This window comes from uncultured Phascolarctobacterium sp., from assembly GCF_958349595.1.
Lineage (GTDB): Bacteria > Bacillota > Negativicutes > Acidaminococcales > Acidaminococcaceae > Phascolarctobacterium.
In genome coordinates this window covers 56,703-78,153 of record NZ_CATWDQ010000011.1, presented here as the reverse complement: position 1 = coordinate 78,153, position 21,451 = coordinate 56,703, and the positions used below count along the sequence as shown (strand labels likewise).

The window sequence follows — 21,451 nt, the reverse complement described above, 5'->3', positions numbered from 1 at the left end:
AAACGCTCGCCCGCACATTCGTTTTTGGTTATTGTTCAGTTTTCAAGGTTCTGCTGCCGCCGTATCGCGGCGACTTGTATATAATAGCATTCCCCGTTATTTCTGTCAACACCTTTTTGATAACTTTTTTACATTTTTTTATTCATTTTGTAAGTGCTTGCTGACCAATGGTTTCACAATGCATTTCCCGTCGCTGTAATCAGCCATAAAAATACTTCTTTCGGCCACGCCAGAATACACATTATAATCAAAAGCTTCAATAGGATAATTTTTCCGTATCTGTCTCCAGGTCGAAAAAATATAATCCGGTAAGTATTGACAGACTTCATCTTTATCCCGCCAAAAGGCCATTGCCTGTTCATTTAATTCAGCCGTTTTCCACCCCAGCCAGCTGGGCTGCCAGTTCGGCAGAGAGATAAACACGTCGAATCTTAATACTTCTTTTACATTTGTTTTTTCTTCCGGGTAACAGTCACAGGTAAATTCCCACAGCAATTTCGTTACACCGCGAACATTATGCCCCTGCGGGTATAAGCCTCTGCTTTCCCACCATTCAGTCAACTGGCGGTAAAAGTCAAAAGCGGTCCCGCCGTTGGCCTTTATCAGATAGGCTAACACATGTTTGAATTTGCCTGTATTATAAGTATTTTCAAACACATCTTCCAGCACCTTGAGGAAGCGTAATTCTTCATATGCCATATATTTAGTCTGAACAACTTCGTAAGGCGGTTCACTCATATACAGCAGCCCATGCTCCTGAGCCTGACTTTGCATCACCGTTCCCTGCAGCACTTTTAAAAAGCCCAGCTGCAGCATATGCGGTTGTAATCCATAGACATCATTGAACGATTTGATAAATTCTTGCAAGCCTTCGTGTGGCAAGCCAGCAATCAAATCAAGATGCAGGTGAATATTATCATTTGCTAAAAGCCGTTCTACATTATCGGCTAATTTTTCCCAGTTGTGTTCCCGGCCAATAGCCTTCAATGTTGCATCATGCGTACTCTGAACGCCTATCTCAAATTGAAACCGCCCTTCAGGTACTGTTTCTAAAAATTTCAAAGTTTTTTCCGAAAGTAAGTCCGCTTTGATTTCGAAATGAAAGGTCGTTTCCGTATCAGCCATGGCTAAATAATGCATAATCGGCAGAAAATATGTCTCATCCAAATTATACGTACGGTCAACAAATTTTACCAGCGGCACTCTGGCTTCCATAAAGCGTTCCAGATCAAGCAGCACCTTTTCCAACGGACGCCTGCGAACAGAGCGGGAAATGCCGGACAAACAATAAGAACACTGGTAGGGACAGCCGCGGGTACATTCATAATAAACTATTTTATTTTCAGCTACGATCGTCTCCAGATCAGGGTACGGGAAAACAAGCGCGGCCAGGTCATCAACAACCGTTACGCCGCCGTTGATCTGTACATGGCCATTTTTATCACGATACGCAATATGTAAAGGTACTTTGTCAGCAGAATTCTCTAATGCAGTCAGCAATTCAGCGAAACAAATTTCGCCTTCCCCCTGTACAATAAAATCTATTTCACTTTTTTCACTAAAAATGCGTTCCGGTTCAAATGCCACCTCAGGTCCGCCAACAGCTATTTTAGCTGCAGGCAGAACTTTTCTGACCAGCTCTATCAAACTGTAGACGTAGGCTTTATTCCAAATATGCACAGAAAATCCCACAAAGTCCGGTTTAGCCCTTGTGATCTCTGCCAACACTGCTAAAAGTGGAGTTTGTATGGTTTCTTCGATAAGCGTTACATCCAAGTCTTTCGTTTTACAAAATTCACATACATAATGCAGTCCTAATGCCGTATGGACATATTTACTGTTGATAGCCACTAAAATAGTTTTCATAAAATCACGCCTCTAACTTTCATATGCTGTCTGTGTTATAATAATAAAGTATTTTGGATTTTGCAAGGAGTGAATTTAAATTATGAATAAAAATAATGAGTCCCAGCATGGCAGTTTAGTGCCGCGCAGTAGTATAGACCGCCGTTTCCAATGGAATATCGACGATATTTATCCTGATCAGGAAGCCTGGAAAGCAGCAAGTCAGCAATTAAAAAAAGCTATTGCTGCTTTCAGTCAATATAAAGGTCAGCTGCATGACTGTCAAACTTTGAAAACAGCGTTGCAGGAACAAGTCAGTCTTTCCATAAGCGTCAGTAAACTATATGCCTATGCAAGACTTCAGCAGGATACTGACAACGGAGATCAAAAATTTCAGGCGCTGGCCGGAGAAGCAGAAGCTTTAGCCGCAGCCTTCAATAATGCAGTATCCTTTATTGAACCTGAGATTTTGTCATTAAGTCAGGATAAATTCGACAATTTATTAGCTGATCCGGCTTTCAGTGATTATCGCTTTTATCTGAATAATTTACTGAGACTGTCCAAGCATGTTCTTCCCAAAGAACAGGAAGAACTGCTTTCATTAAGCCAGCTGGCAACTTCAGGCCCGGCTGCAATCTTTCGTAGCTTAGTCAGTGCCGATATGCAGTTCCCACTGGTAAAAAACGCCGAAGGGCAGGAAGTCACTGTCAGTGAAGGTAATTATTTACTTAATATGACCAGCAACGACAGAGTGCTGCGCCGCAATTCCTTCAATGGCTTAATGACGACTTACCATAAATACCGCAATACGCTTGCTAATACACTTTCCAGTAATTGCCGTGTCAGTGCTTTTTACGCAACTGCTCATAACTATACTAATACTTTAGAAGCCTGTCTGTCAGAAGATAACATCCCCCCAAGTCTATATGACGGACTAATCCAGACAGTCCATGAAAATTTAAAACCTCTGCACGAATATATTGCCCTGAAAAAAGAGATCCTTGGTTTAGATGAATTCCACGCTTATGATATTTACCAGCCTATCAGCAATGCCGCCGACAGTTTTGCCTGTACATTTGAGGAAGCAAAAACTAAAGTTGCCGCAGCGCTTGCCCCGTTGGGCAGTGATTATCTGACAGCCTTGCAGGAAGGTTTTGATAAACGCTGGATCGATATTTATGAAAACAAAGGCAAACGGAGCGGCGCTTATTCCTGGGGCATTTATGGGGTTCATCCCTACGTTCTTCTTAATTATCAACCCCGCTACAACAGTATTTCTACCCTGGCGCACGAAATGGGACATGCCCTGCACAGCTATTTCAGCAACAAAACCCAAACCTATATCAACAGTGATTATTCTATTTTCTGTGCTGAAGTAGCTTCTACTACAAATGAAATCCTGCTTCTGGAGCATACCTTAAAAACAGCTTCTCCCCAGCAGAAAATCTATCTGCTCAATCAATTTCTCGAGGCTGTGCGGACCACCGTTTACCGCCAGGTGCAATTTGCCGAATTTGAGAAGTTCATTCACAATGAGATCAACGAAGGCCGTACCCTGCAGGCAGAAACTTTAGAAAACTACTGGCTGGACAGCAACAAACATTATTACGGACCAGCTCTTACTGTAGACGAAGAATTAGCCAGCGAGTGGTCGCGTATTCCCCATTTTTACACACCTTTCTATGTCTATAAATATGCGACCGGCTACAGTGCGGCCACAGCTTTCGCCTCGGCAATACTCAGCAAAGAACCGCAGGCAGTAGAGAAATATCTGCGTTTCCTTGCTTCCGGCGGCAGTGACTACTCGCTTAACCTGTTAAAAACAGCCGGTGTAGATTTAACCACGTCACTGCCTGTTACTGTAACTCTGCACAAATTTGCAGAAAAATTGCAGGAATTAAAAGGACTGCTTAAAAAATAACCAAACACAGCAAAAAATCCGCCTGTTGATAAACAGGCGGATTTTATTTTTACCGGATAAATCACATAAATCTCAGAACAATCTTAACACTTAACAAAACCTGCTTCATTTTACATAAAAAGCCGCATAATAAATACTACTACTGCGCCAATTGCGGCAAAAATCAAAAATGTAGGCAGCAAAAAGAAGAAGATCGCCAGAATACCGCCTAAAATCAACAGCGTCATCAATATACCGCTGCCACAGCCAAAACTGTGCACACGGATCTGCGGCCCAGCTGTACTCTGCCCGTAGGTTCTGCGCTCTGCATTCGCCTCTTCCACACGTGTGCCGCTCTCAGAATTTCCATCCTGTTCGATCGTCACACCGTCAAAGGTGTCTCTTTCCTCAGGACGCAGCACCTGTACTTCAGCTTCTATTCGGCAATGACAATAAGGGCACTCTTGTGTGCCGCGTTCTAACTCTTTTCCGCAAAAACTGCATTTCATAGCAAAACTCCTTTTTCACGTTAGGAAAGTGCCATCAACAAAATACCTTCTTCGTTGATATAACGTGGATCGTGTTTTTCTATCCCCAAAGTCACCCATATTTCCTTAGACATCCGCTGCAAAACGTCCAGCGGTACGTTTTGGCATAATTCAGCAATTTTTTCATCTTTATAATTATAAACGCCGTTTGCTTTAATAAAATTAAAAATTGCTCCGGCAGCCCAAAGGTTCGGCATTCGTATGTCCCTGCAGGATTTCGCCTTAAAATCAGCCCACAGCTGAATAACAAGCTTAATATCACGCTCGGAAAAATGATATGGCTCCATCATCTGCCTGATTCTCAGAATGACTCTGTCATTATAATCTATTTCCGCCGGAAGATAATTTTTATGTGCCGTTTCATAGTTAAAATTATTCAAATTTACAAAAGCAGAATACAGGAATACCATATGCCGCAGCAGCATTGGGTTCCTGGCTATAAATGTTTCCCACCCCGCTGTAGGGTCCTGGATGCTGTACCATTCTTTGCAGGCCTGCAGCGTATTAAACAAACGTTTTTGCGCTACTTTACCTATTTTCAGACAGCTTACATAATTCATTATCATGCTTTCATTATAAAAAATATGACCTAACAAAATAGCGTCGTTTAAGTCTGCCGACTCTTCCAGAGGCAAACTTAAAGTATACTTTTCGCCGCTCAGCCAGTCTGTACATTCAAAAGCGCCGTCATCTGTATAGCTGTCGACTTTAAATACAGCCAGTCTTGCTTTACACAGTTCTTCCAGAACATCACGGTTACGTTTGGCAAATACTGCGTCATATTCATCGCTTTCCGGCAGGCAGGTACGTTCATAAAAAAACTCCAGCGGCCGTTTATCACTGCGCAGCAAATGATAATCAAAAAGAAAATAATCCCAAAAGCATTCACTGGTTTCCTCAAGGTTCGCTTTCTTTTCGTCCTCATAGCCCATTAAAATGCCATAGTATAGAAAAGCAGCCCGATCAAGATCCAGACGGAAATATTCCCGTTCAAAAAATCTGTGCAGCACTTCCAGCAATTCCTGCAGACGTTCACCAATATTTAAAAATATTTTGGCAGGTATGTCCGGCGTAGCATCCCAGGCTCTTGCAGAATTGGCATCATCAAAATGTCCGTCCGGCAAAACTATATTCATTTTCTCGCCTTGCAGCAGCAGTACAGCTGCTGCTCCAGGGGCGGAAGCATCAGAGATGGCATTTTTGCCTTTTAAATATTTGAACAGACTGTCACAGGTTTCCAGAAAAAAACGTGTGCCCTCATAATCAGGTGTAAATTCTGAAATATTTCTTCCGCACCAGGCTATGCAATCAACAAAATCATCTGCATTCATATCCCCTAAAAAAGTTTCGGCGCTGCCGAGATATAAACACAGCATCGTTACATTATCCCAATTGCGGTATAAATCACTGTTTTTTTTGCCTTTCCAGGCTTCCATGCGCAGAAAACCTTCGGCATACTCTTGTCTGAGCAATGTGTTCCAGCCTTCATCATGGGCGTAAAAATCTTCTACTAAATCATACACATTGTCTTTTCCGTTATTCATTAATCTAAAATCCTTCTTTCCCTGCAATGCTGTTATTATATCATAGCGTTCCAATGCTTTTCAATTGAACATTTTGTGACAGTAAAAAAGCTCCGATATCAACTATCGGAGCTTTTGGAGTAAGCAAATTCTTATTCTTCACCGATCACCAAAACTTCTGGCTGTAATTCAACACCAACGCCAGCTTTGATTTTGGCTTGAACATCATTGATAAGCTGTAAAACATCAGCAGCCGTAGCGCCGCCAACATTGACGACAAAGCCCGCATGCTTAGTAGAAATCTGAGCGCCGCCGACCGTATAGCCCTTTAATCCGGCCTGATCGATCAGCGTCCCTGCAAAAAATCCCGGCGGACGTTTAAACATACTGCCGGCACTGGGCATTTCCAAAGGCTGCTTGCTGGTCCGCCGCTGGCTGAAATCATCCATTTTCGACTTGATAGCAGCTTTATTCCCCGCCGGCATTTTCAGCGTTACTTCCGTAACGATAAGCCCACTGTTTTGTAAACTGGTTTTGCGATAACCAAAATTCAATTCTTCGGCAGTGAGTATACGCTCATCTCCCTGGAGATCCATGACCCTTACGCAATGGACTATATTCTGCATTTCACCGTCATAAGCCCCGGCATTCATATATACGGCGCCGCCAATACTGCCCGGAATACCTACGGCAAATTCCATACCAGTCCTGCCGCATTCCATCGCCTTGTAAGAAGCCAAGGCCAGCGAATAGCCTGAACCAAAGACCAGCAAATCATCTGTCTCATAAAAATGCCGCAGCATATTTCCCAGCTTGATAACGATACCGCGGATACCTTTATCACGCACTAAAACGTTGGAGCCATTGCCAAGTAAAGTAAGCGGAACAGCAGTTTTACTGACCGCTTGCAAAACTTCCCGCAACTGTTCGATCGATTCCGGCAAAACCAAAATATCCGCCGGTCCGCCAATTTTAAAAGACGTATGTCCGCTCATCAGCTCATTTAAACGCACAGTACAGGAAACAGAACTTTTCAGTTGTTCAGCCAAATCTAAAAACTCTTTATTCACCAGTAACTTCCTTTACTACGTCTCCGATAGATTTGGAAATATCACCCATCATCATTTGAAAACGCATAAAGGCGTGCAGATACTCCATAGCGACTGTATTTAATCCTAAAATACCAGTAAGTTTTTGCAGTTTTTCATTTTTTTCTTCCGGAACTTCCTGTCCCTGATATTTCGCCAACTCTATTTCCTGGCTCAATTGTAAAAATTCCTCAGCCAACTCTTTACCTTTGGGATCCTGCTCAAGAGCCGCTTTAGCCTCTTTTAATTTTTTGTATTCCTGGCTTTCGCGCATTGCTTTAGCCAATGCATTTGCACAATCGTAAACGTTCATGCCGGTTCACCTCGTAATTTTTTTTAGCTTTTATATTATAGCATATCTAAATTTTCTGTAAAGGCTCAGTTCAATTCCGCTAATGGCAGATTTAAATGACTGTAGACCGTATCCGGCTCATAATCAAAATGCCACCATTCCATATCGCTGCCCGAAAAACCTTCTAAACTCATCAGCTGATGCAGCAGATCACGCTGATAACGTTCGAGTTCCGTACCACCGGCAAACTTCGTATATTGCCGGACTGACGGTTCATCAAAATCGCTGATCATTGCTGCAGGCTCACCTGTTTCAAGATAATACAGGCTCACGTCAACGGATCTGCCGGTATTATGTGAAAAGCCCTGCTCCGGCGCAGGCAGCATTTGCTTTTTATCCTCAGGGAAAGCATCATAGGCAAGCTTAGATACAGACCAGGGCCGGTAAGCTTCCCAAATGACAAGTCCATAACCGTAATCGGCAAGTTTTTTCTGCACCCGGTTCAACGCTGCAGTGGCCTCCTGGTCAAGATAAGCTTTTTGTACGTCAACAATAGGCGCGCCAAAACAGTTATTTGTCCCCGCATAACGCAGATCAAGTTTTATCCCTGGTACGGCCTTTGCCACATCCACCAGCCGCGCCTGTTTACCTTCAGCCAGTGCCGCAGGCATCACAGCTTCAGCAGCAGCCTTTTTTAAAGACTGCCAATCCGCCGGCTGCGGCAGACGAAACGGCTTCTCTCTGTCAGCTCCGAAGAAAGCCCGGCTATAACGGTTACCGCCTATTTTGCACGTAATGCCATAGCCGTCAGGATCACGTTCAAAACGCACACTAGTCTCAGTATTGTTCATTGGTCCTGCTTCCAAAAGCGTATACGAATCAAAGCGTTCTTTTTTGAGCGGAAACTGGTTGCTCCTGGCAAATTTATAATCTTCCCGCGTAGTTCTGTACAAAAGCTCCAGCTCACCGCCGCGTTCTCTTATAACAAACTGCTCACCATTACCATAGTACATACCCAAAAGATATTTCAGATCCTTTGGGCACTCCCTCGGTTCAACAGCAGCCGCCTGTATCGGCAGGTTCTGCGCCAGCAGTACGGCACATAAAATCATCGCTCCAAGCAACTTTCTGATCATTTTACAAGCTCCTCACGCACGTCAGCCAATGCATTAAGCCTTGCACGCACTTTATCAATATAGGGTAAATCAAGATCGCAGTAAATAATTTCTTCTTTGCTGCCGCCTTCAGCTATGATTTTCCCCATCGGGTCTACTACCATCGAATGTCCGTAAAACGGCGCTCCTTTGAACTCCCCCACACAATTAACGGCAACTATATAATTATGGTTTTCCGCGCCGCGGGCCTGAGCCAGCAAAGTCCAAATATCGCCCCTGGAAGACGGCCATTCAGCAGGCACAAAAATTATTTTGGCTCCCTGCAGCGAGAGATGTCTATACAATTCAGGGAAACGCAAATCATAGCAAATAGTCGAACCGCAGATAACGCCATTCAGCTCATAGGTATCAAAATTATCCCCCGCAGCAAAAAAACGCTCTTCGTTGAACAAGCCAAAAAGATGTACTTTGCTGTAAGACGCAACAATGCTGCCCTGCTTATCAATAACTACGGTGTTATTATAAATCTTCCCATCTTTGTGCCGCAAAGGGATCGACCCCGCTACCACAGCGCAATGATGATCGTTAGCGATCTTACGCACTGCAGTGACCGTACTGCCGTCTATGGTTTCCGCTTCTTCCTCAAGATGTCCTAAAGAATAGCCTGTGGTCCAGATCTCAGGCAATACGGCAATGTCGCTGCCCACTGCTGCTTCTTGCAGCAATTCCAGACCATGCGCAATATTTCCCGATGTATTTTTCTCCGCTATTTCCATTTGGATCAATGCAACTTTCATTTTCTTTCCTCCGGCAATAAGCCCTGCGCCTCTAATCTGCGCACCAGCATTTTTTCTATTTGCCTTGTAATCCTTGTCACCGGGAATTCTTTTCCCCGCAGCGACCGTACCCAAAGCACAGTAAAGCCCATTCGTTTGGCGCCCAGGACATCGGTTAAAAGCTGATCACCAATAACCATTACTTTCCCCTGCTGCCTGTCAAAACGTTTGAGCGCTCTTTTAAAGCCCCAGGGCATTGGTTTGGCAGCCCAGCTCACTGCTTCAGCCTGGGCTGCTGCGCTGATTTTCCGCAGTCTTTCCCCGCCGTTATTGGAAAGCAGCACTATCTCGATACCGCTTTTACGCAGCGACTCCAGCCAGTTCAGCACAGCGTCCTCCGGCTGCACGGCATCCCGCGGCAGCAAAGTATTATCAACATCTAAAATAACTCTCTCTACCCGTTGTTTTTTCAGCCAGTCAACAGGAATCGCCGCGATACTGTCAAAACGAAAATCCGGGCAAAACATTTTTAGCATAAAACGACTTTCTCCTTCGGAAAGGTCACTTCAAAACGCGTACCAACGCCCTGAGTGCTGAACACCTGGGCCTTAGCTCCGTGCACGCGGATGATCTCTTTAGCAATAGCAAGCCCCAGACCTGTTCCCGGTACATTCCGGCAATGTGATTTATCTACCTTGTAAAATCTTTCCCAGATAAATGGCAGATCCTCTTCCGGGATTCCCGGCCCCTGGTCGGCTACGGAAAGCAAAACACTGCCGTCCTCCTGTCTTACCGCAGTAAAAGCGATCGTTCCATTATCAGGCGAATATTTCAGGGCATTATCCCCCAAAATCATAATAAGCTGTACCAGTTGATCGCCATTACCCACAACGGCAATATTTTCATCGGCATGAATGACCAGCGTTACATGACGCTTCACCGATTTGACCATCAGTTTTTCCGTAACATTACGCACTATCTCCGCTAACGGCAGGGGTTCAATACCCGTCGTCAGTTCATCACTGGCCTGGAAGCGGCTGATATTCAGAAGCTCTCTGATCATACGTTCCAGCCTGATCGTTTCTTCATTTATCAAGGCACGGTAACGCTGGATCATTTCCTTATCCGTGATAGTACCGTCACTGATCGCTTCGTTGTAGCCACGAATAATAGTTATAGGCGTCCGCAGCTCATGCGAAACATTGGCTACGAAATCACGGCGGATTTTTTCAGTTCGCTCTGTCTTATCAACAAAAGCACTCAGATCATTACCCAGTGCGTTCAAGGCTCTGCCCAGGGCAGCTACCTCATCTTCGCCATGCACTTCCACCTTCCGCGTATAGTCACCGGAAGCAATAGCGGCGGCACTATCCTTCATGGATATTAACGGCTTGATGATCGAACGTGATAACCGTCTGACCATGAATAAACTTAAAATAAGTGCCAGCACACCTACAATAGAAGCATAGATATAAATATCGCGCAGGAAACTGTCAAACCCGCTCAGCGGCTCTGCCAGCAAAATAGCGCCATGCGCTCCATCCTGCTTGCCATACGGCACGCCGACCAGCATGACCTGTTCTTTATAATAGGGGTGGAAAATCTGCGATTTTACCGATTTACCACTGTATACATCTTTCAGAATACTGCGGACCTTCGTCGACAAATTACTGCCTTTTATTTCTTTGCCTAAAAGTTCGGTTCCCTCTTTAGAATTATAATTGCGGATCAGTTTATTACCGCCTGCTTCTTCGTCAGTATTAACTAAAGAAGCGGCCAAAAGATCATATTTATTATCAAAAAGCCAAATACGCGCACCAACCAGCCTGTCTACCGCGACTATATAGCGGTGCAGTGTGGTCCGATCTGTATCGCGCAGCATAAAATATTCAATGGTCTCAGCCATCTCATTGCCCTTTTGGGCCAGCTCCTGTTCTTTGATCTTAAAAAAATAGTCGGCGATGAGGTAAGAAATACCCGCTGTCACGCCGACTACAATAACTACGATCAAAGCCATGAAGCTGTACATAAGTCGGGTACTTAAAGACTTATTCACTCTTCACCTCAAATTTATAGCCAACACCCCAAATAGTAGTGATATCCCATTTAGAATTTTCAGGAATGTTGAGTTTCTGACGGATACGTTTGATATGCGTATCCACAGTACGGGTATCGCCATAATAGGAATAACCCCAAATAGTTTCCAACAGCTGGTTACGTGAAAAAGCTTTGCCAGGATTTGTCGCCAGACACCAGAGCAATTCCATTTCCTTAGCTGTAAAAGTCATTTTCTGGCCAAAAGCAATCACCTGATATTCTTCCATATCAATAGTCAGCCCGTCATATTCTACCCGCGAACGGCCTTCCTGTTTTTCCTGAGTTCCTGCACGGCGCAGAACAGCTTTGATCCTGGCAACGACCTCGCGGCTGTTAAAAGGTTTCGTAATATAATCATCCGCCCCAATCTCCAGACCTAAAATGCGATCATCATCTTCATCTTTAGCTGTCAACATAATAATCGGCAGATCAGACATTTTACGAACCTGCTTGCAAACCTCCAAGCCGTCCATAACAGGCATCATGATATCCAAAATGAGAATATCCGGCTTCTCAGATTGTACTTTTAAAATCGCCTCGGCGCCGTCAGCTGCTTCAATAACCTCGAAGCCTTCTTTTTCGCAATACATCTTAAGTATCTCGCGAATATGCTTCTCGTCGTCGGCAATTAAAACTTTTTGAATATCCATACTAATCACCTCATAACTATTCTTGCTTATTATTATACAATAGTTTTCTTTAAAAAGCCTGTTTTTATACTGCTTTCACAAAAATATTACAACTTAAACAGATTTATGACAAGGAAATACATTTTCAGTCTCTTTTTGCTCATAAAAAAAGCAGACAAGAAAGCTTGTCTGCTGAAAGTCCTATTTTTATAAAACGCGGCAGGCTCCGTAATAACGTTCACCCCAATAACCGGTAAACGCATCGGCTACAACCACGCCTGTACTGGTGCCGGCATGGATAAATTTACCATCGCCAAGATAAATGCCACAGTGAGAAGCACCGGGTTCGTAGGTAGAAAAGAAAATCAAATCTCCCGGACGTAACTCGCTCATAGAAATCTGACGTCCATAATACAACTGGCTGTCAGCCATACGGGGAATACTGATGCCTGCACGTGCGAAAGCATACTGAGTAAAGCCGGAACAATCAAAGCCATAAGTGCTGGTCCCGCCAAAAACATAAGGCGTACCCAAAACGCTGTATGCCGCACGAATAACGTTACGCACTGCAGCACTGCGGCCGGAACGGTTTGGAGGCATTTCTTTCTGCATCAGGGCACGATAAGTATCGTTGCCGATAATCCCGTCAACTTCCAAACTTTTATCTGCCTGGAACTGCTTAACAGCAGCTTCTGTTTCAGGACCAAACTTACCGTCAACATCAGATACTTTATATTGTAGCTCTACTAAACGTTTTTGAATCTCAATGACTTCCTGTCCTTCGTCACCGCGCTCAAAAGACGCTAAAGCAGTTGCAATGTTCATAAAACAAAACAGCATTGTCAATACTACGCATAACAGCTTTTTCTTCAGCAAGCACCGCACATCCTTTCTCAACTGTAAATAATTATAACATAAACTTACAATATTGTAAAACTATCTTACTTTTTCCCGAGATGGCGTCCTACAAGATACAGCGGTCTTTGCTTAACTTCCTCAAAAACCCGTCCGATATACTCTCCCAAAATACCAATGCCTACTAATTGAATACCTCCCAAAAACAATACACTGGCTGTCATGGTTGCCCAACCTGGCACAGCATCGTCAATAACATATTTAACATAAAAAACATGTCCCAGCACCATCAGGCTGCAAAGTCCGCAGAACACACCGCAGTAAAAAGCCCAGCGCAAAGGCAGGTTGGAAAAAGAAGTGATCCCATCCAATGCGAAATGCAGCATTTTACGCAGACTGTATTTTGATTTGCCTGCAAAACGAGGCGGAGCCACAAATTCTATCTTGGCTACCTTAAACCCTAAAGTATTGATAAGCCCTCTGATAAAGCGCGCTCTTTCCCGATACAGGCGAAAAGCCTCTACGGCTTTTTGATCCATAAGCCTGAAATCGCTGCCGCCGGGAGTGATTTCTACCTTAGACATGATATTGATGAGTTTGTAATAAACTGCTGACGAAAAACGTTTCATAAAAGAAACATTTTCTGTGCTTAAGCGAATCGTCTGAACGATTTCATTGCCGTCTTCCCACAGCTGCAATAAGTCCGGCACTAATTCCGGCGGATGCTGCAAATCGCCATCCATTGTAATAACGGCATCGCCCTCAGCATGATCCAACCCGCAGGTCAGCGCCAGCTGATGTCCGTAATTACGGGAAAGCAAATAAGCCTGCACACGCTCGTCCGCACGCGCCAGTTCCGACAAAATCACAACGCTGCTGTCTTTGGAACCATCGTCAACAAAAGTAATATCGTATTCGTATGGCAGTGGCGACATAATCTCTGTCAGCCGTTGGTAAAATTCCCTGAGATTGGCCTCTTCATTAAAAACAGGCACTACAAAAGAAATATGTTTCATTGAATTACCCTCACCGTCAATTTAGAATACTTTTATATTATATCACTATTTTGAAATTAATATGAAGTGATTATGTGAATTTTTGGAAAAAAGAAAAGCTGCCCCTAACAGGCAGCTTGATATCAATGAATACGAGTGCTCAGTAAGCCGAGTTCTGTTCCGCAAAGCGGTGATGATCATTTATCTAGGCCTGCAATTACTCACAGGCTCCAGCGACACAACCCGGAAGGTTCAGCGGGCCGCTTCATCCCTCCCCTATTTGGTCTTGCTCCGAATGGGGTTTACCTAGCCGGCCGGTTACCCGACCGCTGGTGCGCTCTTACCGCACCGTTCCACCCTTACCTGCATAGCAGGCGGTACACATTTCTGTGGCACTGTCCCTGAGGTCACCCTCGCCGGACGTTATCCGGCATTCTGCCCTGTGGAGCTCGGACTTTCCTCGTTGACGCCTCAGCGTCACCGCGATCATCTTTCGCACTCATATCGTTTGTTAATTTAACACATCGAGATTATTTAGTCAAGCTTCATGCAGTAAAAAACGCTGCAGCATCTTATTATATTCCCAAGGATTTTTCCCTTCATTTTTACTGAACTGATTCATGATCGCATCGATTTCGTCGGCATAATGAACAATAAAACTTTCTTTCGTCGCACAAGCAACCGGCGAACCTTTTTCCTGCTCGCCATGATGCGACAGCACAATATGCAGCAGCTGCTGCAGTTTAGGGCCTGTTACTTTTGCCTTAGCGGCAGCCTCCTGCACCATCACAGCCGACATAGCCACATGTCCCAGCAGGCGTCCTTCCATCGTATAAGGGAAACCTATATCCGAAGAAATTTCCCTGAGCTTGCCAATATCATGCAGCAGCGCTCCGGCAACGATCAAATCCTTATCGACGCCGCCAATACGCTCTGCCAGTGCCTGCGCAATCCCTGCTACATCGACGGAATGCTGCAGCAAGCCTCCGATATAGGCATGGTGCAAACGCATTCCCGCAGGATTTATCAAAAACTTGTCGTATAAGCTGCCGCTGAAAATATTCTCCAGCAGCAATCTTATTCCAGGTGTCATTACCCCTTTGATCAGCTTTTGCAGTTTATTTTCATATTCCTGATGGTCAAAATCGCCATTAGGCAGTAAATGCGTGATATCATCTTCCGGCATGATCTCTTCCATGCGTTGTAAGACCAGCTGCAGCGTCATATCATTAGAAAATTTATTGATATCGACCATACCGCCAACCATCATTACCCTGGGTCCTTCCATTGACCGCATTTTATCTACAATGCCAGCTTCAAAAACAATAAACGGTATTTTACCGCTGTTATCTTCCAGCAAACCGCGCGCAAATACTCCGCCATTCGACGAATTGCCGATTTTCTGCACACGCAGCAATACAGCCTGACACACTTTTGTGCCTGCCTTAAAATCGCTGATCATATTTGTCACCCTCCTTAAAAGCATACCGTTTACAGGCATTGCAAAATTTTACTTTCCTTCGCTACCAAAACCTGCGTGCGGAAACCACAGGAAGTCAGGCGCAAAGCAATCCTGTCCGCAAGCGTATTTATTACAGGCAATTCTGTACCCTGATGTGTGGCATCGATTATATTCAGACCACTGTAGACCGCCTGCTGGGCGGCATGGTATTTTACATCGCCTGTCACAAAGGTATCTGCTCCTGCGGCCAGTGCCTCGCCAATAAAATCAGCTCCGGCCCCGCCGCATATGGCAACTTTATTTACCATACGCCCGGCATCGCCGACAGTAACTTTTTCCAATTGCAGAACTGCTTTTACTTTCTCTGCAAAATCCTGCAGCGTCATTGCCTCCGGCAAGTGGCCTACTCGTCCTAAGCCAGCCGCGCCGCTGGCAGCAGGGGACAAAACTTCAGTATGCAGCAGGCCCATTTTCTCAGCTAAAACATCATTGACGCCGCCAAGCACGCTATCAAGACTGGTATGAGCACTATAAACGGCAATTTTATTTTCAGCACAATCTAAAAGCAATTTATGCTGCCAGGTTCTGTCGGTCATTTTTTTTATGGGGTCAAAAATAACCGGATGATGCGTAACGATCATCTGTACCTTATGCTCCATAGCCTGCTCTACTACCTCCGGCGATACATCTAAAGCTACCATGAGCTTTTTTACCGCACTGCTGCCGCGCCCCACCAATAATCCGACATTATCCCAGGCTTCTGCCAGATCAGGCGGCGCTATGCCATCCATTATTTTAACGATATCATTTACCGTAGCCTCCATCGTCTAATCCCTCCAGTTCCTGCACTAAAGCCTGTATTTCCTGATACTTGCCACTTTGTTTTGCGGCCGCACTGCGCTGCATATTCAACAGCATTTTTTGATATTGCCCGCATATTTTAGCCAGATGTTTTTGGAAAAGCGGCGGCCTTTGTTCCAGTAACCGCGGCCCTATTTCATAGGCAATTGTACTGACAGCAGCTTCATGCCCGCGTTTCAGCACTATGATTTCATAAAGATGACGCCCCTCTTCAACCAGGACTTCATCAGCAATGTACCAGCCGTGGGCGTTAGCCCAACGTCTTAAAGAAGGCGCGCCGGCCATCGGCTGTAATATCAGCAGACTGGCTGCCCGTGCGGCCTCCATTCCTGCTTCAATGATTTCGATCATCGTACCGGCACCCATCCCGGCAATTATGATCACATCCGTTTCGCCAGGCCTGATGATAGCCAGGCCGTTTCCCATCCGCACTTCTATTTTATCATTCAGTCCGTACATTGCAACTGTATTGCGTGCCGCAGCACACGGGCCTTCACAAATATCGCCTGCTACTGCTTTTTTTATCCGGCCACGCTCTGCCAGCCAGGCCGGCAAATACGCATGATCCGTTCCTATATCTGCTATGCTGACGTTCTCAGGGACTAATCTCCCAATCGCTTCCAAACGCGCACCAATATTCATAGGGCCTCCCACATCATTATTTTCTCATACAAATTATAACACATTCCCGGCTGCCGGTTCGTTATTTCTTTGTGAAACCAGAAATGCCGCCTCTTAAAATTTAAAGAGACGGCATTCTTAACTTTTTAGCCTTTAGCAATCAATTCGATCAATTTCAATGTCATCAGGCATGATTTCTCCAACGAAGGCAGCGGCAGAAATTCACAATTTGAATGGAAATTATGGCCTCCGGTAAAATAATTCGGCGTTAAAATTCCCTGCGTAGAAATATACGAACCATCCGTACCGCCCCGCATCGCAATCGTATTCGGCTTTATTCTCAGTTCTGACATCGCGGTATAAATATAGTCTATACATTTACGGTTTTCATCATTTACAGCATCGGCAATATTCCCATAGGTATCGTTGATATCACAGTTGATAACAGCTTTAGGATACAGCTTTTGGATTTTTTTTACATTTTCCCAAACAGTCTGTTTGCGAGCTTCGTATTTTATTTTGTCATGATCGCGAATATCCAGATTCACCGTGGCCGTACTTTGATTGCCCTGCATACCCTTGACCCAGATATAACCTTCCTTGCCGTCTGTACATTCCGGGGTCTGCTGCCGGTCAAATAAATTGGCAAAATCAATAGCGGCCAACAACGGATTGACCATCACCCCTTTGGCTGACATAGGATGCGCGCTGACACCTTTTATTTTTATTACCGCACTGCCGGCATTAAAAGTTTCATACACCACCTCGCCCAACTCACAGCAGTCGATAGTATAGGCGAAAGCTACCGGAAATTTACTGAAATCCATTTTTTTAGCTCCGCGCAGACCACATTCTTCATCTGGCACAAAAGCGACATAAATATCGCCGTGCAGCAGCGTCTTATTCTGGGCCAAAGTTTCCAGCGCTACCACGATATTTGCCACAGCCGCCTTATTGTCGGCGCCCAGAACACTGGTACCGTCACTGAAAACAATATCCTGCCCTTTATATTGCAATAATTCAGGATGCTCTGCCTCACGAAGATAGATCCCCTCTTTTGCATTCAGGCAAACATCGCCGCCGCTATAAGCCCGCACAACCTGCGGTCTGATGTCAGCCGCCAGCTTAACATCAACCGTGTCTAAATGGGCGACAAAACCAACAGCCGGTATTTGTCCGCTGCTACCGCCAGGCAAATTAGCCGGCAGTTTGCCTGTAAGGACAGAATATTCACTGATCGCAAGATCAACTAAGCCAAGCTCGGCAAGATCTTTCTTTAATAATTCAGCCAGCCTTCTCTGCCCCTCTGTGGAAGGAACCACTGTCTGAGAAGCATCGCTCTGGCTTGTCACCGCGGTATAGCGTAAAAAACGTTCTAATAGACGTGTCTGCATCTGTATTCATCTCCATTCATTATATAACTATAGAAATTATTATAACACAAACCCGCCTGACTACACAGACGGGTTTGCAGAACACATTTATTATCATGCACGCGCTACTGCGGCAGCCATTCCGGCAACATACTCCTGCACAGGCCCTGCGGCGGCTGTTCCATATTGCTCAACAAGCTTCACGATAGCGCTGCCAACTATCGCGCCATCACTTAGAGCCGCCATCTTTTCCGCCTGCTCCGGAGTCGCGATGCCAAATCCTACCGCTACAGGAGTATCAGTCACCTCGCGGATCCGACTAACTATCGCGCCGATGTCCGTAGTGATATTGCTGCGCACACCGGTAACTCCCAGTGAAGAAACAACGTAAATATAACCCATGGCTTCTCTGGCGATCATCTGGATCCTGTCGTCAGAAGTAGGCGCTATCAACGAGATAAGATCGACGCCATACGCCTTACAGCACGCCAGCAGCTCATTTTTTTCTTCATACGGCAGATCAGGCACAATAACGCCGTCGATCCCTGTCTGCCGACATTTTTCCATAAATTTTTCCGTACCGTAAATAAAAATCGGATTGACGTAAGTCAAGAATACCAGCGGGATCTGCGTAAGCTGCCTCACTTCCGCCAGCATTTCAAACAGCCTGTCCGTAGTCGTGCCTGCGTTTAAGGCCCTCACATTGGCCCGCTGGATAACCTCGCCTTCAGCAACAGGATCAGAAAAAGGTATGCCTATTTCAATAATATCCGCCCCTGCCGACGCCATGGCCAAAATCAGTTCTTTGGTAACTGCCAGATCAGGGTCGCCCGCTGTAACGAATGGGATAAAGCATTTCTTTTTATTTTTAAAAGCCTGCGATATTTTACTCATGTAAATCCACCCCCATATATCTGGCAATCGCCGCTACATCCTTATCGCCGCGCCCCGACAAATTAACGACGATGATCTTATCCCTGGCCATTTCAGGCGCCAGCTTCATTGCATAAGCCAGCGCGTGCGCACTTTCGATCGCCGGAATAATCCCTTCCGTTTTCGACAGATAATTGAAAGCCTGTACTGCCTCATCATCTGTGATCGCTACATAACTGGCCCGCCCTGTATCATGTAAATAGGCATGCTCCGGCCCGATACCCGGATAATCGAGCCCCGCCGAAATCGAATACACCGGCGCGATCTGGCCGTATTTATCCTGCATAAAATAAGATTTCATGCCGTGAAAGATCCCCAGACTGCCGCGATTGATCGTCGCCGCAGTTTCCTCAGTTTCAATGCCGCGTCCGGCAGCTTCGATACCGATCAGCTGCACCTCCGTCTCGGGAATAAAATCATAAAACAGTCCCATAGCATTAGAACCGCCGCCGACACAGGCCATTACTACGTCCGGCAGACGGCCTTCCTGCTCCAGCATCTGCTGCTTGACCTCTCTGCCGATCACACGCTGAAAATCCCTGACTATTTCCGGATAAGGATGCGGCCCCATCACGCTGCCCAGCACATAATAAGTATCATTGACATTGGCAGTCCAGGAACGCAGAGCCTCATTGACAGCATCCTTCAAAGTCATAGTGCCAGTTTCTACAGCTACCACTCTGGCTCCCAACAGCTCCATGCGAAAAACGTTCAGCGCCTGCCGCTCCGTATCTTCCTTGCCCATATAAACGACACATTCCATGTCCATCAAAGCCGCCGCGGTCGCTGTCGCCACACCGTGCTGTCCGGCCCCTGTTTCGGCGATCACCCGTTTTTTGCCCATCTTTTTTGCCAGCAGCACCTGTCCTAACACATTATTGATCTTGTGTGAACCGGTATGATTCAGATCCTCACGTTTTAAATAGATTCTGGCCCCACCCAGATCCCGCGTCATCTTCTCGGCATAATATAATAAAGAAGGCCTGTTGGCGTATTCACGATATAAAGTCTGCAATTCTTCCATAAACTGCGGATCATTTTTATAATGAGCATAAGCGCGTTCCAATTCCAAAACCGCATTCATCAAAGTTTCCGGAATATATTGACCGCCGTGCCTGCCGTATCTTCCTTTAGTCATTTTCTCTGCTTCCTTTCACTGCGTCAATAAACGCACTCATTTTTGTAAAATCTTTCCTGCCCTCGGTTTCCACTCCGCCGCTCACATCGACGGCATATGGCTTCACCGCTAAAACCTCTTTTACATTGTGCGCATCCAGTCCCCCGGCCAGAAAAAAAGGCCGCTGCAGGCTGATGTTTTGTAAAAGCCCCAGATCAAACCGCTGACCGCTGCCGCCATAGGCAGCCTTGGTATAAGTATCGAGCAGCAGATAATCACATTCATAATCCGCCGCGCATCTCAGGCTAGCCGCATTGGCTACCCGCAGCACTTTGATAACCGGCAGCTTTATCCTCCGGCGCAGCTCTCTGCAATACTCAGGACTCTCGTCACCATGCAGCTGCACCACATCGATAGTTCGTTCCGACGCCAGCCGCTTGATAAAATCAAGCTCCTCCTGCACAAAAACACCTACGGCCTGAACCCGTAAATCCAGTTCTGCCCGCAGCTTAGCGGCCTGTCCGGCCGACACCTGTCTGGGACTGGCCGCAAAAACAAATCCGGCATATTCCGGCAGCAGCCTGTTGGCAAAAGCTATATCTTCTTGACGTTTTAAACCGCATATTTTGACCTTGGTCATTTTAACTCACCCGCCAGCCGCCGCAGCTCTAAAGTAATATTCTCACTTCTCATCAGCGTTTCGCCGATCAAAACACCGTTCACTCCCGCCTGCTGGAGCTGTCTGACATCTTCCGCAGTCCTGATACCGCTTTCAGAAACAAATATTTTATCACGCGGCACCAACTGCCTCAGCTGCAGACTGTTCTGTAAATCGACACTGAAATCTTTTAAATTACGGTTATTGACGCCAATGATCTCTGCCCCAGCAGCAAGGGCTGCCTCAACTTCTGCCGCATCATGCGCTTCCACCAAAACCTCCAGGCCTATACTGGCGGCTATAGCCAGAAATTCCCTGATCCTGGCCGTTTCCAGCAATGCGCAAATCAACAGTACGGCATCAGCGCCAATAGTTTTGGCTTCATAAATCTGATACTCGCTGATCGTGAAATCCTTCCGTAACACCGGAACGTGCACTGCGGCGCTGATCGCCTGTAAATATTCATCCCTGCCTAAAAAAAACTGCGGCTCTGTTAAACACGAAATTGCCGCTGCCCCTGCTGCTTCATACTCTCCGGCAATCCTCAGATAATCGAATTCCCGGGCAATGATCCCCTTGGAAGGCGAGGCCTTTTTGATCTCCGTGATAAAATTCATACCTGCTCTTGCCAGACGCGCTTTAAAACCACGCTTGCTTTCAGGTAACTCCTCAGCCTCAAACCTGACGCTGCTTAAGCTTTTGCTTTTCTGCAGCCGCTCTACCCTGAGCTGTGTCGCCGCTGCAATATCATCTAAAATCATCG

The 21,451-nt window shown here is 45.8% G+C and carries 21 protein-coding genes and 1 other RNA gene; 1 reads left to right on the top strand and 21 read right to left on the bottom strand.

The genetic code is table 11. The annotated features are described in order from the left end of the window. Positions 1-138: 138 nt before the first annotated feature. Positions 139-1,866 (bottom strand): B12-binding domain-containing radical SAM protein, encoded by a 1,728-nt coding sequence (locus Q4G98_RS08935; protein WP_298565250.1) that lies wholly within the window; start codon positions 1,864-1,866, stop codon positions 139-141. Positions 1,867-1,948: 82 nt separating this feature from the next. Here Q4G98_RS08935 and pepF point away from each other — a divergent pair, with 82 nt between their 5' ends. Continuing rightward, positions 1,949-3,766, top strand: a complete 1,818-nt coding sequence (gene pepF, locus Q4G98_RS08930) for an oligoendopeptidase F (protein WP_298565247.1) — start codon at positions 1,949-1,951, stop codon at positions 3,764-3,766. Positions 3,767-3,876: 110 nt separating this feature from the next. Here pepF and Q4G98_RS08925 read toward each other — a convergent pair whose 3' ends face one another. The 20 genes from Q4G98_RS08925 to trpC form a co-directional block, all read right to left on the bottom strand. Next, entirely contained in the window at positions 3,877-4,254 is a 378-nt protein-coding gene (locus tag Q4G98_RS08925) for an NfeD family protein (protein ID WP_298565245.1), read from the bottom strand. A gap of 20 nt (positions 4,255-4,274) precedes the next feature. Then, positions 4,275-5,837, bottom strand: a complete 1,563-nt coding sequence (locus tag Q4G98_RS08920; RefSeq protein ID WP_298565242.1) for a hypothetical protein — start codon at positions 5,835-5,837, stop codon at positions 4,275-4,277. Positions 5,838-5,968: 131 nt separating this feature from the next. Further along, entirely contained in the window at positions 5,969-6,886 is a 918-nt protein-coding gene (gene murB, locus Q4G98_RS08915) for a UDP-N-acetylmuramate dehydrogenase (RefSeq protein WP_298565239.1), read from the bottom strand. Further along, complete coding sequence (locus Q4G98_RS08910; RefSeq protein ID WP_177559805.1) at positions 6,879-7,217, bottom strand: YlbF family regulator; 339 nt, start codon at positions 7,215-7,217, stop codon at positions 6,879-6,881. Before Q4G98_RS08910 ends, murB begins: the two co-directional genes overlap by 8 nt. A 65-nt stretch (positions 7,218-7,282) precedes the next feature. Next, positions 7,283-8,332, bottom strand: coding sequence for a M15 family metallopeptidase (locus Q4G98_RS08905; protein WP_298565236.1), 1,050 nt, complete (start codon positions 8,330-8,332; stop codon positions 7,283-7,285). Then, positions 8,329-9,108: a carbon-nitrogen family hydrolase gene (locus Q4G98_RS08900; protein WP_298565233.1), complete on the bottom strand. Its 780-nt coding sequence runs from the start codon at positions 9,106-9,108 to the stop codon at positions 8,329-8,331. The genes Q4G98_RS08905 and Q4G98_RS08900 overlap by 4 nt, the downstream gene beginning before the upstream one ends. Next, the gene (locus Q4G98_RS08895; protein ID WP_298565231.1) at positions 9,105-9,623 is read right to left on the bottom strand and encodes a YqeG family HAD IIIA-type phosphatase; all 519 of its coding nucleotides are present in this window, start codon (positions 9,621-9,623) and stop codon (positions 9,105-9,107) included. The genes Q4G98_RS08900 and Q4G98_RS08895 overlap by 4 nt, the downstream gene beginning before the upstream one ends. Beyond that, positions 9,617-11,143: an ATP-binding protein gene (locus tag Q4G98_RS08890; RefSeq protein ID WP_298565229.1), complete on the bottom strand. Its 1,527-nt coding sequence runs from the start codon at positions 11,141-11,143 to the stop codon at positions 9,617-9,619. Before Q4G98_RS08890 ends, Q4G98_RS08895 begins: the two co-directional genes overlap by 7 nt. Continuing rightward, entirely contained in the window at positions 11,136-11,834 is a 699-nt protein-coding gene (locus Q4G98_RS08885) for a response regulator transcription factor (RefSeq protein WP_177559790.1), read from the bottom strand. The genes Q4G98_RS08890 and Q4G98_RS08885 overlap by 8 nt, the downstream gene beginning before the upstream one ends. A gap of 186 nt (positions 11,835-12,020) precedes the next feature. Further along, entirely contained in the window at positions 12,021-12,689 is a 669-nt protein-coding gene (locus Q4G98_RS08880) for an NlpC/P60 family protein (RefSeq protein ID WP_298565226.1), read from the bottom strand. A 65-nt stretch (positions 12,690-12,754) separates the two neighbouring features. Then, positions 12,755-13,684, bottom strand: coding sequence for a glycosyltransferase family 2 protein (locus tag Q4G98_RS08875; protein ID WP_293548306.1), 930 nt, complete (start codon positions 13,682-13,684; stop codon positions 12,755-12,757). Positions 13,685-13,812: 128 nt separating this feature from the next. After that, positions 13,813-14,165, bottom strand: an RNA gene (gene rnpB, locus Q4G98_RS08870) — RNase P RNA component class A. 36 nt (positions 14,166-14,201) lie between these two features. After that, positions 14,202-15,125 carry a 3'-5' exoribonuclease YhaM family protein gene (locus Q4G98_RS08865; protein WP_177559784.1) on the bottom strand — a complete coding sequence of 308 codons (924 nt, stop codon included), beginning with the start codon at positions 15,123-15,125 and terminating at the stop codon, positions 14,202-14,204. A gap of 29 nt (positions 15,126-15,154) precedes the next feature. Next, a complete protein-coding gene (locus Q4G98_RS08860) occupies positions 15,155-15,949 on the bottom strand; it encodes a Nif3-like dinuclear metal center hexameric protein (protein WP_177559781.1) in 795 nt (264 codons plus the stop codon). After that, the gene (locus tag Q4G98_RS08855; protein ID WP_177559778.1) at positions 15,930-16,628 is read right to left on the bottom strand and encodes a class I SAM-dependent methyltransferase; all 699 of its coding nucleotides are present in this window, start codon (positions 16,626-16,628) and stop codon (positions 15,930-15,932) included. Before Q4G98_RS08855 ends, Q4G98_RS08860 begins: the two co-directional genes overlap by 20 nt. Before the next feature lie 125 nt (positions 16,629-16,753). Then, on the bottom strand, positions 16,754-18,001 hold the full coding sequence (gene pepT, locus Q4G98_RS08850; protein ID WP_298565218.1) for a peptidase T: 1,248 nt from the start codon (positions 17,999-18,001) through the stop codon (positions 16,754-16,756). 93 nt (positions 18,002-18,094) lie between these two features. Next, the gene (trpA, locus tag Q4G98_RS08845) at positions 18,095-18,874 is read right to left on the bottom strand and encodes a tryptophan synthase subunit alpha (RefSeq protein WP_177559772.1); all 780 of its coding nucleotides are present in this window, start codon (positions 18,872-18,874) and stop codon (positions 18,095-18,097) included. After that, a complete protein-coding gene (gene trpB / locus Q4G98_RS08840; RefSeq protein WP_177559769.1) occupies positions 18,867-20,051 on the bottom strand; it encodes a tryptophan synthase subunit beta in 1,185 nt (394 codons plus the stop codon). Before trpB ends, trpA begins: the two co-directional genes overlap by 8 nt. Then, the gene (locus Q4G98_RS08835) at positions 20,044-20,670 is read right to left on the bottom strand and encodes a phosphoribosylanthranilate isomerase (RefSeq protein ID WP_177559766.1); all 627 of its coding nucleotides are present in this window, start codon (positions 20,668-20,670) and stop codon (positions 20,044-20,046) included. Before Q4G98_RS08835 ends, trpB begins: the two co-directional genes overlap by 8 nt. Then, a complete protein-coding gene (trpC, locus tag Q4G98_RS08830) occupies positions 20,667-21,449 on the bottom strand; it encodes an indole-3-glycerol phosphate synthase TrpC (protein ID WP_177559763.1) in 783 nt (260 codons plus the stop codon). Before trpC ends, Q4G98_RS08835 begins: the two co-directional genes overlap by 4 nt. Between the last annotated feature and the right edge of the window lie 2 nt (positions 21,450-21,451).

What these genes read in the sequence shown, in the direction of transcription:
- Q4G98_RS08835 (WP_177559766.1), bottom strand. Translation starts at nt 20,670, where the DNA reads ATGACCAAGGTCAAAATATGCGGTTTAAAACGTCAAGAAGATATAGCT.
- Q4G98_RS08885 (WP_177559790.1), bottom strand. Translation starts at nt 11,834, where the DNA reads ATGGATATTCAAAAAGTTTTAATTGCCGACGACGAGAAGCATATTCGC.
- Q4G98_RS08935 (WP_298565250.1), bottom strand. Translation starts at nt 1,866, where the DNA reads ATGAAAACTATTTTAGTGGCTATCAACAGTAAATATGTCCATACGGCA.
- Q4G98_RS08905 (WP_298565236.1), bottom strand. Translation starts at nt 8,332, where the DNA reads ATGATCAGAAAGTTGCTTGGAGCGATGATTTTATGTGCCGTACTGCTG.
- Q4G98_RS08855 (WP_177559778.1), bottom strand. Translation starts at nt 16,628, where the DNA reads ATGAATATTGGTGCGCGTTTGGAAGCGATTGGGAGATTAGTCCCTGAG.
- Q4G98_RS08895 (WP_298565231.1), bottom strand. Translation starts at nt 9,623, where the DNA reads ATGCTAAAAATGTTTTGCCCGGATTTTCGTTTTGACAGTATCGCGGCG.
- pepT (WP_298565218.1), bottom strand. Translation starts at nt 18,001, where the DNA reads ATGCAGACACGTCTATTAGAACGTTTTTTACGCTATACCGCGGTGACA.
- trpA (WP_177559772.1), bottom strand. Translation starts at nt 18,874, where the DNA reads ATGAGTAAAATATCGCAGGCTTTTAAAAATAAAAAGAAATGCTTTATC.
- Q4G98_RS08925 (WP_298565245.1), bottom strand. Translation starts at nt 4,254, where the DNA reads ATGAAATGCAGTTTTTGCGGAAAAGAGTTAGAACGCGGCACACAAGAG.
- Q4G98_RS08900 (WP_298565233.1), bottom strand. Translation starts at nt 9,108, where the DNA reads ATGAAAGTTGCATTGATCCAAATGGAAATAGCGGAGAAAAATACATCG.
- Q4G98_RS08865 (WP_177559784.1), bottom strand. Translation starts at nt 15,125, where the DNA reads ATGATCAGCGATTTTAAGGCAGGCACAAAAGTGTGTCAGGCTGTATTG.
- Q4G98_RS08920 (WP_298565242.1), bottom strand. Translation starts at nt 5,837, where the DNA reads ATGAATAACGGAAAAGACAATGTGTATGATTTAGTAGAAGATTTTTAC.
- pepF (WP_298565247.1), top strand. Translation starts at nt 1,949, where the DNA reads ATGAATAAAAATAATGAGTCCCAGCATGGCAGTTTAGTGCCGCGCAGT.
- trpC (WP_177559763.1), bottom strand. Translation starts at nt 21,449, where the DNA reads ATGATTTTAGATGATATTGCAGCGGCGACACAGCTCAGGGTAGAGCGG.
- Q4G98_RS08860 (WP_177559781.1), bottom strand. Translation starts at nt 15,949, where the DNA reads ATGGAGGCTACGGTAAATGATATCGTTAAAATAATGGATGGCATAGCG.
- Q4G98_RS08875 (WP_293548306.1), bottom strand. Translation starts at nt 13,684, where the DNA reads ATGAAACATATTTCTTTTGTAGTGCCTGTTTTTAATGAAGAGGCCAAT.
- trpB (WP_177559769.1), bottom strand. Translation starts at nt 20,051, where the DNA reads ATGACTAAAGGAAGATACGGCAGGCACGGCGGTCAATATATTCCGGAA.
- Q4G98_RS08910 (WP_177559805.1), bottom strand. Translation starts at nt 7,217, where the DNA reads ATGAACGTTTACGATTGTGCAAATGCATTGGCTAAAGCAATGCGCGAA.